The sequence below is a fragment of the Nonomuraea deserti genome, assembly GCF_004348685.1.
Taxonomy (GTDB): Bacteria; Actinomycetota; Actinomycetes; order Streptosporangiales; family Streptosporangiaceae; genus Nonomuraea; species Nonomuraea deserti.
On record NZ_SMKO01000240.1, the window covers coordinates 1 to 13,847 of the forward strand.

General features: G+C 69.7%; 15 protein-coding genes. 4 read left to right on the forward strand and 11 right to left on the reverse strand.

Annotation, left to right across the window (positions count from 1 at the left end; all coding sequences use genetic code 11):
* Positions 1-122: 122 nt before the first annotated feature.
* A complete protein-coding gene (locus E1292_RS45045) occupies positions 123-566 on the reverse strand; it encodes a hypothetical protein (protein WP_132605933.1) in 444 nt (147 codons plus the stop codon).
* Between the two features lie 413 nt (positions 567-979).
* Here E1292_RS45045 and E1292_RS45050 point away from each other — a divergent pair, with 413 nt between their 5' ends.
* The 3 genes from E1292_RS45050 (at position 980) to E1292_RS45060 (ending at position 3,542) form a co-directional block, all read left to right on the forward strand.
* The gene (locus E1292_RS45050; protein ID WP_132605934.1) at positions 980-1,384 is read left to right on the forward strand and encodes a hypothetical protein; all 405 of its coding nucleotides are present in this window, start codon (positions 980-982) and stop codon (positions 1,382-1,384) included.
* Between the two features lie 71 nt (positions 1,385-1,455).
* Complete coding sequence (locus E1292_RS45055) at positions 1,456-2,790, forward strand: ABC1 kinase family protein (protein WP_132605935.1); 1,335 nt, start codon at positions 1,456-1,458, stop codon at positions 2,788-2,790.
* A 542-nt stretch (positions 2,791-3,332) separates the two neighbouring features.
* Positions 3,333-3,542 (forward strand): hypothetical protein, encoded by a 210-nt coding sequence (locus E1292_RS45060; protein ID WP_132605936.1) that lies wholly within the window; start codon positions 3,333-3,335, stop codon positions 3,540-3,542.
* A 364-nt stretch (positions 3,543-3,906) separates the two neighbouring features.
* Here the strand turns inward: E1292_RS45060 and E1292_RS51880 are convergent, their stop codons facing one another.
* The 10 genes from E1292_RS51880 to E1292_RS45105 all read right to left on the reverse strand — a co-directional run bounded on the left by E1292_RS51880 (position 3,907) and on the right by E1292_RS45105 (position 12,703).
* Positions 3,907-4,071 carry a hypothetical protein gene (locus tag E1292_RS51880; protein WP_165975073.1) on the reverse strand — a complete coding sequence of 55 codons (165 nt, stop codon included), beginning with the start codon at positions 4,069-4,071 and terminating at the stop codon, positions 3,907-3,909.
* 64 nt (positions 4,072-4,135) lie between these two features.
* Complete coding sequence (locus E1292_RS45065) at positions 4,136-4,405, reverse strand: WhiB family transcriptional regulator (protein WP_132333100.1); 270 nt, start codon at positions 4,403-4,405, stop codon at positions 4,136-4,138.
* A 125-nt stretch (positions 4,406-4,530) separates the two neighbouring features.
* On the reverse strand, positions 4,531-4,794 hold the full coding sequence (locus E1292_RS45070) for a hypothetical protein (protein WP_132605937.1): 264 nt from the start codon (positions 4,792-4,794) through the stop codon (positions 4,531-4,533).
* 159 nt (positions 4,795-4,953) lie between these two features.
* Positions 4,954-5,823 carry an acyl-CoA thioesterase gene (locus E1292_RS45075; protein ID WP_132605938.1) on the reverse strand — a complete coding sequence of 290 codons (870 nt, stop codon included), beginning with the start codon at positions 5,821-5,823 and terminating at the stop codon, positions 4,954-4,956.
* Between the two features lie 859 nt (positions 5,824-6,682).
* Positions 6,683-7,525, reverse strand: coding sequence for an alpha/beta fold hydrolase (locus tag E1292_RS45080; protein WP_132605939.1), 843 nt, complete (start codon positions 7,523-7,525; stop codon positions 6,683-6,685).
* Positions 7,522-7,959, reverse strand: a complete 438-nt coding sequence (locus E1292_RS45085) for a MarR family winged helix-turn-helix transcriptional regulator (RefSeq protein ID WP_132605940.1) — start codon at positions 7,957-7,959, stop codon at positions 7,522-7,524. Before E1292_RS45085 ends, E1292_RS45080 begins: the two co-directional genes overlap by 4 nt.
* A gap of 185 nt (positions 7,960-8,144) precedes the next feature.
* The gene (locus E1292_RS45090) at positions 8,145-9,242 is read right to left on the reverse strand and encodes a winged helix DNA-binding domain-containing protein (RefSeq protein ID WP_132605941.1); all 1,098 of its coding nucleotides are present in this window, start codon (positions 9,240-9,242) and stop codon (positions 8,145-8,147) included.
* Complete coding sequence (locus tag E1292_RS45095; protein ID WP_132605942.1) at positions 9,239-9,661, reverse strand: hypothetical protein; 423 nt, start codon at positions 9,659-9,661, stop codon at positions 9,239-9,241. Before E1292_RS45095 ends, E1292_RS45090 begins: the two co-directional genes overlap by 4 nt.
* Before the next feature lie 234 nt (positions 9,662-9,895).
* Positions 9,896-10,480 (reverse strand): putative glycolipid-binding domain-containing protein, encoded by a 585-nt coding sequence (locus E1292_RS45100; protein WP_132605943.1) that lies wholly within the window; start codon positions 10,478-10,480, stop codon positions 9,896-9,898.
* 144 nt (positions 10,481-10,624) lie between these two features.
* On the reverse strand, positions 10,625-12,703 hold the full coding sequence (locus E1292_RS45105; protein WP_132605944.1) for an ATP-dependent DNA helicase UvrD2: 2,079 nt from the start codon (positions 12,701-12,703) through the stop codon (positions 10,625-10,627).
* Positions 12,704-13,000: 297 nt separating this feature from the next.
* On the opposite strand from E1292_RS45105, the gene E1292_RS45110 reads away from it, so the two are divergent.
* Positions 13,001-13,723, forward strand: a complete 723-nt coding sequence (locus tag E1292_RS45110) for an alpha/beta hydrolase (protein WP_246090801.1) — start codon at positions 13,001-13,003, stop codon at positions 13,721-13,723.
* Positions 13,724-13,847 lie beyond the last annotated feature (124 nt).

Consider the following 13,847-nt stretch of genomic DNA (forward strand, 5'->3'; position numbering starts at 1 on the left):
GGGCAACATCCGGGTGTTCGATCCGGGCGTCGTCCGGCCGGGCGACATCACACCCGGCGGTCTGACGTGGGCAGAGCTGGGCCTGACTCGCGAGGCCGGCGCGGTCACGGTCGCCAGAAGGCTCACCTCCGGCGGCCGCACGCCACCCGTCCCCGCGCCCGCAACCGTGCCGCCTCCCGCAATGCGCTCCGCCACCGCTCACCGCGGATCGCCGTCCACGACTTCGGGTCAGGAGGCACGCGAAGCCGCCCGTCCAACCGCGTCCCCCGCACCCTCCACCCCGGTGGCGCGGTCACGGTCGGCCCTCCGGCCGTCATCCGCGGCAGGAACAACCCAGCCAGCCCTCCGGCCGTCATCCACTGCGGCAGAAACGCCCCGTCCAGCCCTCCGGTCGTCATCCACTGCGGCAGAAACGCCCCGTCCAGCCCTCCGGCCGTCATCCACTGCGGCAGAAACGCCCCGTCCAGCCCTCCGGTCGTCATCCACTGCGGCAGAAACGCCCCGTCCAGCCCTCCGGTCGTCATCCACTGCGGCAGAAACGCCCCGTCCAGCCCTCCGGTCGTCATCCTCCGCTCCAGAGACGCCCCAACCATCCCGGCCAGCCTCCCGGTCGTCGTCTCCTGCATCAGAGAAGCTCCAGCCATCCCAGCCAGTTCCCGATGCGTGCCGTCCGCGCCGCAGTTCCAATGGCGGCCGGCCGTCCCAGCCCGATCCCGACACCGGGTCCGACCGCCCGTCCGGGTCTGCGGCCGGGGTCGCCGTGCCCTCGTCCGGGTCGCGGTCTGATTCCCAGGCATCGGAGGGCGGGCGTGGGGTTCGTCGACCGTCTGCTCGTGACGCCGGGTCCCGGCCGGGCAAGGCGGATTCGCCTGGGGAGGTCGCGCCGTCCGTCAACGCGTTGGCGGGAGGGCCGTATCTGGGGGACACCACGGACCGGCCCGATCTGGTCGTCCTGGCGCCGGTCGGCCCGCTCGACGGGGTGCTGGTCAACGAGCTGACCGCGCTGCGCATCCCGCATCTCCTGGTGTCGGCCTTCGAGGGCCATGGCATCGTCGGCCCGCTGGTCCTGCCCGGAGAGAGCGCGTGCCTGCACTGTCTCGACCTGACCCGGCGCGACCACGACCCGGCTTGGCCTATCGTCACTGCAAGGCTGGGTGGTTATCCGCCCGGTGAGATCGCCTGCGACTCGACGCTTGCTGCCCTTGTCGCAGCCGCGGCGACCGGCCACGCGCTTGATCATCTCGATGGCCGGGAGTCCGCTGTGACCAACGGCACAATGGACGTAACCCCTGATTGGCGTTGGAGAAGACGGTCTTGGACCATTCATCCGCAATGTCGTTGTATGCGAAACAATCCTTATTCGCTAAGAATGGTCATGGCATGACAACCGCGACTGACGTGCTCAGGGACGACCACGAAGGGGGGAAGCGGATCTTTCGAGGTTCGCGCATCAGTGTGAGCGATCTTCCACGCCGTGCCGTCACGCGCTCCGCCAAGCTGGCCGCCCTTCCGCTCGGTTTCGCGGGGCGCACCGCTCTTGGGCTGGGCAAACGCCTTGGCGGCAAGTCCGCCGAGATCGTGGCGCAGGAGGTGCAGCAGCGTACTGCCGAGCAGGTTTTCAAGGTCCTGGGCGAGCTCAAGGGCGGCGCGATGAAGCTCGGGCAGGCGCTGTCGATCTTCGAGGCGGCGCTGCCGCAGGAGATCGCCGGCCCCTACCGCGCCACGCTGACCAAACTGCAGGACGCCGCTCCCCCGCTTCCCACGTCCACGGTCCACACCGTGCTCACGGAACAACTGGGTGACAACTGGCGGCAGCACTTCCTGTCCTTCGACGACCGGCCGACGGCCGCCGCCTCCATCGGCCAGGTGCACAGGGCCGTGTGGCACGACGGCCGCGACGTGGCCGTCAAGATCCAGTATCCAGGGGCGGGCAAGGCGCTGCTCGGCGACTTCGCGCAGCTGGCACGCCTGGGCAAGGTGTTCGGCTCGCTGCTGCCCGGCCTCGACATGAAGGCCGTGCTGAGCGAATTGCGGGAGCGCATCGCCGAGGAGCTCGACTATCTCAGGGAGGCCGAGGCGCAGCACGCGTTCGCGTTGGAGTTCGACGGTGACCCCGACTTCCACGTCCCCGACGTCGTCGCGGCCAACGAGATGGTGCTGGTCAGCGAGTGGATGGACGGCACACCGCTGTCCCGGATCATCGCCGAGGGCACCAAGGAGCAGCGCGACCGGGCAGGCCTGCTTTTCGTACGTTTCCTCTTCTGCTCCCCCGCGCGCGTCGGCATGCTGCACGCCGACCCCCACCCCGGCAACTTCCGCATGCTCGACAACGGCAAGCTCGGCGTACTCGACTTCGGCGCGGTCAACCGCCTGCCCGACGGCTACCCCAAGTCGTTCGGCCAGCTGACCCGCATCTTCAACCAGGGCGATATGGAAACCGTCATGCGGGGCCTGCGCAAGGAGGGCTTCATCCGCGAGGACATCCAGATCGACCCCGACGCGTTGCGGGCCTTCCTCGCCCCCTATGTCGAGCCGACCGCGGTGGAGGAGTTCACCTTCAGCCGGGAGTGGCTGCAGGCGCAGGTCGCCAGCGTCACGGACCTCCGCCCCACCAACGTGGTCCGCCAGCTCAACCTGCCGACGTCGTACGTGCTCATCCACCGGGTCCATGCGGCGGGCGTGGGTGTCCTGTGCCAGTTGGGCGCCACGGCGCGCTTCCGCGACGAGGTGATCCGCTGGGTTCCCGGTTTCGCCGACGACCCCGATGACGAGGCCCTGGCCATCGGTTGACCGCCGACGATTCCAGCCGGGCTCGGCGACGCCGCCTTCCTGCGGCGATGGATCCTGCGCCAGGTCAACCAGGATCGATGTGCGCCTGGGCCGGGTCGAACGGGTTTGCCGACTGAACATCCGGCCGGGACCGAACGGGTGACGGGCGCGGGGTGCGGAGCGGCGGGGTGCGGGGCGGGTGACGCGGTCGGGATGACGCGGTCGGGATGACGCGGTCGGGATGACGCGGTCGGGATGACGCGGTCGGGATGACCGGGACCCGACAGGTGACAGGGTCACGCTAGTCGTCACCCAACTTACGGCAGGTCAACTTGGCCAGGATCCGACGAACGACAGGTCAACTTGGCCGGGACCCGACGAACGGCAGGCCAGGTCAACCGGGACCTGACAGGTGACAGTTCAGACTGATCGGACCCGACAGCAGGGTGTACCAAGGGCCCGGGCAGGGCTGGAAGATGAGAATTCGAAGTTCGCTCTACCGCATCTTGACTACGGTGTGTAATTATCTGAATGCAAGATGTCATGCTCTTGGAAGGACTCCCATGCACGGATCCGCGCGTCTGCTAGCGGTTACCGCCCTTGCGGCGGCGGGCCTGCTCTCCGCCGCCCCGGCGGCCAACGCTGTCGTCGACCCGGCGGCCATCGCCGGCTGCCTCACTTCCAGCGTCGGCGAGCTCACCACTGTGGTCGACCCGTCGGCGCCGGGCGTGCCCGCGGAGATCCCCGCCGTACACTGCCTGACCAGCCCCTGAGCGGTCCCGTGCCTTGAGGAGAGGCACGGGAGAGATCGTGGCGAGTGATCCCGCGGCCCCGTGGGATCGCTCGGCGCGCGCGAGGCACGCGACGCCCTGCACCCCTTCCCCCGGCGTCCGACACCGTGCCCCGCGAACCGGCAGAGCTGCCCAGCGGTGCCGTCCCGCGAGGTCCGACCGTCCGCACGGATCACCGGGGAGGCCCTGCTGGGCAGCTCGTCGTTGCTCGGTGAAGATTCCACCGGGCAAGGCGAGACCCCTTCCGGGGGGAACGGGCAGAAGGAAGAGCCGGGCGCTGGACGCGCCCGGCTCTCATTGACTGACTTCCATGGGGAGATCCTGCGCCGGCGGCAGGATCTCCCGATCAGAACGGGTGGCTCATGGCCTTGCGGAGGCGGTCGTTCGCCCGCTTGACCCCACGCCGTGCCCGCTCCACGCGACGGACGCGCGCGATGAGGCGTTGCTCCTCCGCCTCACGATGCAGCGTTTGTATTCGGTCATTCACCAGGTCATGGATGAGATCCGGCACTGCGAGACTCCTCGTCGACTGAGTGATCATGGGTTTTCGCTTTCTTGCTCGTAGGTGCGGTGGTTCAGGCAGCGACCGGGTGCTTGCGGGGACGCCCGCGCGGACGCTTGCGAGGAATGATGGTTCCCCTGAGGATGAGCTCGCCGCCCCAGACGCCCCAAGGCTCCTCGCGCTCGAGCGCGCGGGCCAGGCAGGCCTTCTGGATCGGGCAGCCGCCGCAGAGAGCCTTAGCGAACTCCACGTCCTCCGGCGACTCGGCGAACCACAGGTCAGGGTCGGTACGACAGGGGATCTCGGCTTCGTCGATCAGGTCCATGATCGTCTTCGCCCCCATCTGCTTTCTCCTTTGATCGATCTTTTGATCTTGTTCGGGCACCTCGTGGGTGGTCGGGGATCACGGACAAACAAGAAGGCCGCGGATCCTGTCTGCGGATCCGCGGCCTGGTGGGGTCTTCCCGGTCAGGTTATGACCGGGGTATCCCGCCAGGGATGCGGACCGCGCAGTCCACCCTTGGTGAGCTGGTTGGCCGGCAGTTCGATACGAGCGGTGTAGACAGGAGCTGCTTGTGCGGCGGCAGCGCCGAAGTGGGCGTGCGCATAGGCGGCGGCCTGACTACGGACAGACTTCTCCTGCCGAGACTTCGTGGGACCATCGACGAGTCTCACCGAGTCACGGCACGCGGAGGCGAGCCACTTCGTGGCTGGCATCTTGATGCTGTTCACAGTGACTCTCCTCCCTCTGAGATCGTCGGAACAGGACTGTCCGACTCGCTTGACCAAGACCCTAAACCGGGAACCCAGGAACCGGCAACATATTTTCTACCTGCGATTTCGTTACATTCCACAGGCTCTGCGGCCTGCCGATCGACAGGTGGTTCGAGCCTACTTCGTCTGGCGGATCATCGCCTCCTGGACGACCGAGACCACGAGTTCGCCGGACGCGTTGAACATCTCGCCCCGCGCGAGGCCGCGCGCCCTCCCCGACCATGGGGACTCCTGCGCGTAGAGCAGCCAGTCGTCGGCCCGGAACGGTCCGTGGAACCACATGGCGTGATCCAGCGAGGCGCCCACGATGTCCGAGGCTCCCCAAGCCATGCCGTGCGCCAGCAGTATCGTGTCGACCAGCGTGAAGTCGGAGGCGTACGCGGCCAGCACGACGTGCAGCAGCGGGTCGTCGGGCAACTCGGCGTCATAGCGGAACCACACGTTCGTCTCGGCGCTGCGCAGCTCCGGGTTCTGGAACGCCTCCCACGTGAGCGGCGAGGCGTAGCGCGCGTCGACCGGGCGCGGGCGTGACAACCAGTCGCGCAGATCAGGATGATCGGCGACCAGCTCGTACATCCTGTCCTTGAACGTGGGCAGCGACTCGGGGTCCGGCACCACCGGCATCACGGACGCCTGGTGCGCCACGCCCTCCTCGGCGACGTGGAACGACGCCGACATCGTGAAGATCGCCTTGCCGTGCTGGATCGCCACGATGCGCCGGGTGGTGAACGAACGGCCGTCGCGCAGGCGATCGACGTTGTAGACGATCGGGATGGACGGGTCGCCCGGGCGGATGAAGTAGGCGTGGAGGGAATGCACGTTGCGGTCTTTGGGCACCGTACGACCGGCCGCCACCAGGGCCTGGGCCGCGACCTGACCGCCGAAGACACGCTGAATGCGCTCTTCCGGGCTTCTCCCCCGGAAGATGTCCAGCTCGATCTGCTCGAGGTCGAGCAGGTCCAGCAACTCCTTCAGCGCCTCGTTCACGTGTCGGTCCCCTTCGTTCTCCGGTCTTGGGACAAGTGTGGCGTGCCGCTTGCTTCGGGCCGCAAGGGGGCCTGGCTTGTCTGATGATTTCGTGCCACGGTTTCGCCGGGGTTACAGGTCAGCGGGCATTTCGCACGCTTCGCCGGTGAGTCCCGGGCCGCCGCGGCTGCCGTCGGCGTCGGGAGGTTCCTGTCGTCGTGTTCGCGCAACCTGCGGGGAGGGGCATGGCTCGGGGTCGGGTGCCGCCCCTTCGTCGGTTCGTGGTCATATCCGGCAGGAAGTTCCCGTTGCGTCGTGTTCGGGCGAGTCTACGGTTCCCGTTGGCGGCGTGTTCGGGCAGGTCAGCGGTTCCCGTTGGCGGCGTGTTCGGCGGTTCCCGTTGGCGTCGTGTTCGGGCAGGTCAGCGGTTCCCGTTGGCGGCGTGTTCGGGCAGGTCAGCGGTTCCGCTCCGGCGCGCTTCGCGCAGGTCTGTGGTTCCCGCTCCGGCGCGCGTGCGAGCGAGTCAGTGGTTTCCGAGGAGGACGTGTTCTCAATGGCGGAGACAACCAGGGTGTTCGCGAACGAGGTCCCACGGACCCATCGGCCGGCTCAGCACTTCGTAGACGGCGGCCAGGCGGCAAGCGACCATGAGGGCGACGCCCGGAGGCCCGTTGCACGATCACGTCGCCGTAGGTATGCCAGTGCCGCCCGGCGAGGGCCCGAGTCCGGGTGAGCTGACGCCTCGTCGATGAGCACCTCGTACCGTGGGTGCTGCAGCCGTCGATCCCGAATGCTGGTTATATCCCGGCCGGCATCCCCCTTCTGTGGGGAACAGGTCTGGACAGGTCCGCCCCGCCGAGGGCCGGTTTCGGGCTGGCCGTCAGAGGAGGAACCGCAGGGCGCGCTCGGCCACGACCGGGGCCGTTCTCCCTTCCGTCCCGAAATGGTTGAGGCCGGGCAGACATTCGAGGGTGGCGTGGGGAAGGGTGTCGCGTACAGCGTCGAAGTCCGCTCTGCTCGCGTGCGGTGTACGGCCCCCGCACAGCAGCAGCACCGGAGCGGTGACGGCCGCGAACGCGGCAAGCCGGCCCTGCTGGGCCGCCACCTGCTCGTGCTCGGCCAGGTTGGCCTGGAGAAGGGGACGCATCCGCTGCCAGCTCGGCCCGCGAAAGGCGATGCGCAACGCCATCCGCAGGTACCAGTGGGGCAGCCTGGCCAGGAAGGCGGGCGCGCCGCCCGAGCCTCGGATGAAGTGGACGAACGCGCCATAGGGATCGCCTGCGGCGAGCCGTTCGCGGTAAGGGGCCATCCACTCTGTGGGAAGAGGGCCGGCGGGTAGCCCGGGCTCGTAGACCGCGATGCGCTCGAACACCGGGAACGACCGTGCGGTCTCGAGGATGACGAGGCCGCCGTAGCTGTGGCCGAACGCCAGCCGCGCTCCGGTCCGCGCCTGGACGGCCAGCAGGTCTTCCACTTCCTTGTCCAGGGTGTATTCGGGCCCCTGAGGGCCGCTGGCGCCGCGTCCCCGCCGGTCGACGACGTGCACAGTGAAGGAGCGGGCCAGGGAGAAGGCCAGTGGCAGGTAGTCCTGCGACGTTCGCAGAGCGCCGCCGAGCACGATGAGGCCCGGCCCGGCGCCTGTCGTCTGATAGTTGATCGGCGTGCCGTCGGTTGAGGAGACTGTGCTCTGATGCGTCTGCGGGTTCTGGATGGTTTGGCTCATTTGGTCGACTCCCGTTCCACACGGTCGAGCGTCGCGAGCAGGCGCTCGGTGTGCTCGGCGAACTCGGCGTAGGGCACGCCGCTGTCTGCGACCAGGGCGGCCAGCTTCTCCTCGAACTCCTGCCGGAGCGTGGCCACGAGGCGCTTTCCCTCGTCGGTGAGGCTGAGCTGCCGGCGGTTCCCACCCGCCGGGTCGGGCTGCACGTCGACAAGCCCTTCGGCGGCGAGGACGCCGGTCATGCGGCTCACCGACGGCTCGGTCACGCCCAGGCCGTCGGCGAGGGCGCGTTGCGTTGAGACGCCCAGCTCGCCCACCAGGGTCAGCGCGAGGAAGCGGCTGTAGGAGATGTTGTGCTCGGCCCGCAGGATCCGGTCGGCCGCCCGGTCAAGGCGGGCGACGAGCACGTGCAGGTTGAGGCTGAGATTGCCATCCACAGCCCATAACTTAGCATGCTAACTTAGCCTTGCAAGTCTTGGTGCGGAGCCCGCCGGCACGGACGGCGATCCGGGGAGCCACGCGGCCGGCGACGCTCGGCGCCCGCCGCCGGTCGGCGAGCAGGGGGCGCGGCGGCAAGGCCGGGCGGTCGCTTCCTCGACGGGCGGCGCCGATCTCGTCCCCGTCAGGCAGAGGCGGCGATCCGTACACGGCGGTTGTCGCCGTCGGACAGGAACGCCGCCAGCGCCTGCCCCTGCTCGGCGACGGCGTCACGGTCGGCTCTCGAAAAGGGGCGCAGCGGGGTGACGTGCACGGTGTCGTCCTTGACGGTCCAGGTCGCGGCGACCCGGCCGTCGACCAGGACCACGCGCTCGCCGGCCACGGAGAGGCCGCGGTGGGCGTCGTCGACGATACGGCTGCGGTCGTGATAGCCGAGGAGCGCGTTGTCGAAGGCGGGCAGGAACCGGATCGGGGCTGGCGTGCCGGGATCGGGGCGCGGCGCGTCGGGGAGGTCCAGGAGTTCGCGGCCTCTCTCGTCACGGAAGCTGATCAGCTCGCCGCGTATCGCGGAGACGGCGGCGGGTAGTCCGGCCAGGCCGGACCATGCGCGCAGGTCGGCGGTGGCGGCGGGGCCGAATGCGGCGAGGTAGCGGCGTACCAGCGCTCGGCCCGCGGGGTCGGAGCCGTCCGTGGCGGGCGGGTCGATGTCGCGGCCCAGCCAGGAGGAGAGGGGGACGTTGCGCACTCCGGCCCTCGCGCGCCATAACCCGCGCGGCGGGAGCTGCACCATCGGGATGAGAGCGGCGACCAGCATCTCTCCCAGCGGTCGCGGGCCTGGCTCCGGCCAGCGGTCGGCGACCGCCCTCGCGAGCTCCGGCATCGAGCGGGGCCGGCCGTCGGCCATCACCTCGAGCCCGGCAGCGGCGAGCTCGTCGAGATCGATCCCCGCGAGTTGGCTCCGGTAGGTTCCGAGCACCCGCTGGCGCAACATGGCATCGTGGCGGGCCCGCCAGGCCAGGACGTCCTCGGCGGTCATGAGGTGGACGGTACGGCGCATGAGATGGGTACGCACCACGCTGCGCCGTACCAGCAGGTCCGAGAGCACCGCCGGGTCGAACGCGCGCAGCCGCGACCAGAGCCCGACGAACGGTTCTTGCGGCTCCTGGGCCTGGAGGCCGCACAGGTGCTCGACCGCCTCCAGGACCGGCAGGTCGGCACGGTCGAGCAGCAACTGCCGGGCCAGCGTCGCGCGGTTGAGCGCCCTGGTGTCGAGAACGGTCATCGGATCATCATGCCGCGGCGCGCTCGCCGGCCGGTCTGCGGCTTAGCCCGGGGTGCGTGACGGCCGGGGGGTTGGCGGGCGGGGTTGCCGGCCTGGCCGAACATCATGGTGCCCGGGCAGTACGGGCCGACCTGTTCTCCGGTCCGGCACAGCGTGCGCGTCCTCATACCCAGCTCCTTCACGGGTTGCCTTCCGGGCGGCGGCCGGGCCGCCACGACCCAGGGGACGCCGAACCGGTCGGTCGGCATGCCCGCCGCGCGGGTCCCCAGCCGAGCCCAGTGGCCCGTGATCTCCTCGGCCGCGTCGCCGCGGAGCGCGGTCTCGCCCTGGTCGTACGGCAGGCGCGCGGGCACGTCGCAGGCCATCGCGTGGAGGACCTGGCGGACATGATCCGCTCCCTCGGCTCCTTGGACGACCACCGTCGCAGGAGTGGCGGACAGGTTGTGGCCGCTTCCCGAATTCCGCCCCGAAACTCGGCGCGTCCATCCGGACGTGACCGGCATCCGTGCCCGGCCCACCGCTTACGGCGCTCAGCGGCCGTCGAGGACGGGATGATCAAAGGATGCGCGGGCCGGCGGAGCAGGCGGCAGGGCGAGGGCATCAAGCAGGGCTGGCGGGAGCGGACCGGGTGGGGCACGACCACCTCGCCGGGCTCACAAGGCCCGTACGGCCAGACCGGGGTAGTCGAGGACGAGCCCCGATCCGTCGTAGGCCAGGCGGCAGGCGAAGCCGAAGACCGGCGCTTCGTAGTCGTAGCGCTGTCCAGAGCCGTCGCCGGCGACCCGGAGGTAGCGCTGGTCGAGGCGCTCGACGGTGAGGTCGGTGGCGCGGACGTACGCGGCCGGGGCGTCGGCTCCGCCGCCCACGGCCAGGTGCATCCGGTGCACGGGGAACGCGTTGGTCACCGCCGACGACTCCAGATCCACGTCCAGGCAGCCGTGCACGCGAGGGGCCGGCACGCCGTCGATCCGCCAGCCGCCGTCGCCGTCGCCCTCCAGGACGGTGTGCCGGGACCCGGCCGCCGACCGGCTCCTGATCTCGGCACGCCGGGTGACCCAGTCGCGGTCGACCTCGATCGCGTAGTCGACCGCCCAGGTCATCCCGTCCTCGACGGCCGTCGTGCAGCCCTCGATGCGGTGCCCGCCTCCGCCCGCCGGACGGAAACAGACCACCTCGAAGCCGGTGCGCGCGCCGAGGTGTCGCCAGGCCGCGGTCTCCGGTGGCGGTGCGAAGATCATGGACATGATCGTGTCAGCTCCTGGTGACCGGCGCGCGGAGCGGTCCCGCCGTCCATGCGGTCGGCGAGGATCCTTCCGGCGCGGCGCGGACCGGGGTGCCCGGCGCGCCGTCACGACCGGCTCCCCTACGCGTGATCGGATGTGTCAGGGGTGGCGGCAGAGGGCGAGGACGGCTTCGCCGTAGCGGTCGAACTTGACCTTGCCGATGCCGGCGATCGACAGCAGTTCCTGCTCCGTTCCGGGCGCGCGTTCCGCGATCGCCTGGAGGGTCACGTCCGTGAAGACGACGTACGGCGGGATCTTGGCTTCCTTGGCCGTGGCCGTGCGCCAGGCCTTCAGGCGTTCGAGGAGGGCCTCGTCGTAGTCGGCGGGACAGGTCGAGCAGCGGCCGAGTTTCTGTTCGGCGGCCGCCACCAGCGTCTTCGCGCAGACGCGGCAGCTGACCGGCGCGGCCACCTGGCGGCGTTCGCGGGACGGCGGTGCGACGCGGGCCGGAGCGGAGGCGCGGCCGGTGAGGCCGTCGAGGAATCGGGAGGGGCGGCGGCTCTTGCGCCCGCCCGGGGCGCGGGCGAGGGCCCAGGACAGGGAGAGGTGTTCGCGGGCTCGGGTGATGCCGACGTAGAGGAGGCGGCGTTCCTCCTCGATCTGGTCGGGGGTTTCGGCGTAGATGATGGGCAGCATGCCGTCGGTCAGGCCGACCAGGAACACGGCGTCCCATTCGAGGCCTTTGGCGGCGTGGAGTGAGGCGAGGGTGACGCCCTCGACGGGCGGGGCGTGCTGCTCGGAGGCGCGGCGTTCGAGCTCGGCGACGAACGTGGGCAGGTCGGCGCCCTCGGCGGCCATGTCCTCGGCGAGGTCGGCCAGGGCTTTCAGCGACTCCCACTTCTCCCGGGCCTTGCCGCCTCCGGAGGGGGGCGTGGGGGTCAGGCCGATGCCGGCGAGGATGTGGTGCACCTCGGAGGCCAGGGGTTCGCCGGCCGCGGAGCGGGCGGCGCCGCGCAGGAGGACGACCGCCTGGCGTACCTCGGGCCGTTCGAAGAAGCGCTCGGCGCCGCGCAGGACGTAGGGGATCTCGGCCTTGGAAAGGGCCTCCTCGTAGGCCTCGGACTGGGAGTTGACGCGGAAGAGCACGGCTATCTCGCGCGAGGGCACGCCCTTGTCGAGGAGCTTCCTGATGGCTCTGGCCACGCCCGCGGCCTCGGCCGGCTCGTCGTCGTAGTCGGCGAACGCCGGTTTGGGGCCGTCGGGGCGCTGGGCGACGAGTTCGAGGCGGTGGGGGGACTTTCCCTTGGCGATGACGAGGTTGGCCAGGTCGACCACCTGGGGTGTGGAGCGGTAGTCGCGCACCAGCTTGATGACGGCGGCCTCCGGGTGCTCCACCGCGAACCCGGTGAGGTAGCGGGGGCTCGCGCCGGTGAAGGAGTAGATGGTCTGGTTGGGGTCGCCGACCACGCAGATGTCGTCGCGCCCGCCGAGCCAGGTGTCGAGCAGGAGCTTCTGCAGCGGGTTGACGTCCTGGTATTCGTCGACGACGAAGTAGCGGTATTGCTGGCGGATCTGGGCCGCCACCTCCTGGTGCTCGGTCATCACGGCCGCGGTCAGCTCGAGAATGGTCTCGAAGTCGACCAGGTGGCGCTCGCGCCTGATCTGCTCGTACGTGTTATAGAGGCGGGCCACCTCCTCGGCCGGCACGGGAGGGGTGCGGTGGTGTTTGGCCGCGGCCGCGACGTAGTCTTCCGGGCCGATCTGGGTGACCTTGGCCCATTCGACCTCGGCGGCGATGTCCCGCAGTTCGGACCGGTCGGGATTTCTCCGGACCTGGCGGCAGGCCTCCACCAGCACCGGCAGCTTCGACTCGATCACCGAAGGCGCCTCGCCGCCGATGACCCGCGGCCAGAAGTAGGTGAGCTGGCGCAGCGCCGCCGCGTGGAAGGTGCGCGCCTGCACCCCGGGAGCGCCCAGCGTGCGCAGGCGCTGGCGCAGCTCGCCCGCCGCGCGCGTGGTGAACGTCACAGCCAGGACGCTCCGCGCCTCGACGACCCCGCTGCGGACCGCGTACGCGATGCGGTGGGTGATCGCCCTGGTCTTGCCCGTGCCCGCGCCCGCCAGCACGCACACCGGCCCGCGCACGGCCTCGGCGACCGCCCGCTGCTCGGGATCAAGACCGATCAGAACGTCATCCACGTTGTTCACCTGTACATATTCCCAAGGAGTGGCGGCCATGCGCTTTATTCTGGCAACATGCCTGCCGGCGTATGTTCATAGCCAACAAGATGCAAACTACTGGTCTCTTCCCCCACAATGGGGCCGACCATCTGCTTGGGGGAAAGGAAGGCCGTGCGAACTGCGGTTTCCGTGGGTGTTCTGACGCTCGCTGCCGTTGTGCTCACACCGGTCGTCGCCGCGAATGCGACCAAGGAGCCCACACCGGGTCCTACGGTGAGTAATCCCCTGAGTCCCGATGGGCTTGGGGGCCTCGCGTTAGAAACCGTCGCGTACGGCCGCCACAAGCGCCAGAGCATGGACGTGTGGTGGACCCCCGACGGCATGGAGCGCCCGGGTGTCTTCCTGATCCACGGCGGTTGGTGGTCGAGCGGCGACAAAAGATACATGAAGGAGATCACGCAGACCTACGCCGAGCTCGGCTACACGGTCTTCAACCTCAACTACCGCCTGTCCGGCGACGCCGCCTGGCCGGCGCAGCGCACCGACGCGCTGGCGGCGATCGCGACGGCCCGCAAGCACGCCGACAGGTGGGCGTTCGACCCCGGCAACTACGTGGTGGTCGGTTTCTCCGCCGGCGGCCACATCGCGGCCGCCGTCGGCACCTACGGCGACGGCATCGCCGGCCTCAAGGGCGTGGTGGGCCTGTCGCCGATCATCTCGCCGCTGCGCGCCTACGCCGACGGCGCGAAGGCCGTCGAGCGGAACAAGCGCAAGCTGCGCACCGCCGCCATCCGCCTGGCGGGCGGCTGCCATCCCAAGGGCAAGTGCTCGCGCGTGTGGGCCAGCATGGAGGTGGCCTGGCACGCCAGCCGTAAGGACGCGCCGGTGCTGGCCGTGCACTCGAAGGACGAGTTCGTGCCGCCGGTGCAGAGCCAGTTGCTCAAGCAGATGCTGGGCCAGGTCGGAGTGCCCGTGACGGTCTACGCCGCGCCGGGCAGCAACCACAGCTCCCCCCTCTACCGCATGCCTGGCGTGGCCGAGCGCGTGCAGGCCTGGATCGCCGAGCGCATCGGCTAGTACTCCAGTGACACTTGGCGATCTTGCAGCGTTCGGGTCACATGGCGACGGCCACCGCGTGATCATTCGGAGTTTGTGAAGACAACCAAAGATCGTGCGGTGGCCGCGAGCCACAGCGTAGACC

Bases quoted from the DNA above. Each gene is read 5' to 3' on its own strand.
- E1292_RS45065 (WP_132333100.1), bottom strand. From the start codon at position 4,405: ATGGGGGCGAAGACGATCATGGACCTGATCGACGAAGCCGAGATCCCC.
- E1292_RS45100 (WP_132605943.1), bottom strand. From the start codon at position 10,480: ATGATCTTCGCACCGCCACCGGAGACCGCGGCCTGGCGACACCTCGGC.
- E1292_RS45060 (WP_132605936.1), top strand. From the start codon at position 3,333: ATGCACGGATCCGCGCGTCTGCTAGCGGTTACCGCCCTTGCGGCGGCG.
- E1292_RS45080 (WP_132605939.1), bottom strand. From the start codon at position 7,525: ATGAGCCAAACCATCCAGAACCCGCAGACGCATCAGAGCACAGTCTCC.
- E1292_RS45110 (WP_246090801.1), top strand. From the start codon at position 13,001: ATGGACGTGTGGTGGACCCCCGACGGCATGGAGCGCCCGGGTGTCTTC.
- E1292_RS45105 (WP_132605944.1), bottom strand. From the start codon at position 12,703: ATGGCCGCCACTCCTTGGGAATATGTACAGGTGAACAACGTGGATGAC.
- E1292_RS45045 (WP_132605933.1), bottom strand. From the start codon at position 566: ATGACGACCGGAGGGCTGGACGGGGCGTTTCTGCCGCAGTGGATGACG.
- E1292_RS45090 (WP_132605941.1), bottom strand. From the start codon at position 9,242: ATGACCGTTCTCGACACCAGGGCGCTCAACCGCGCGACGCTGGCCCGG.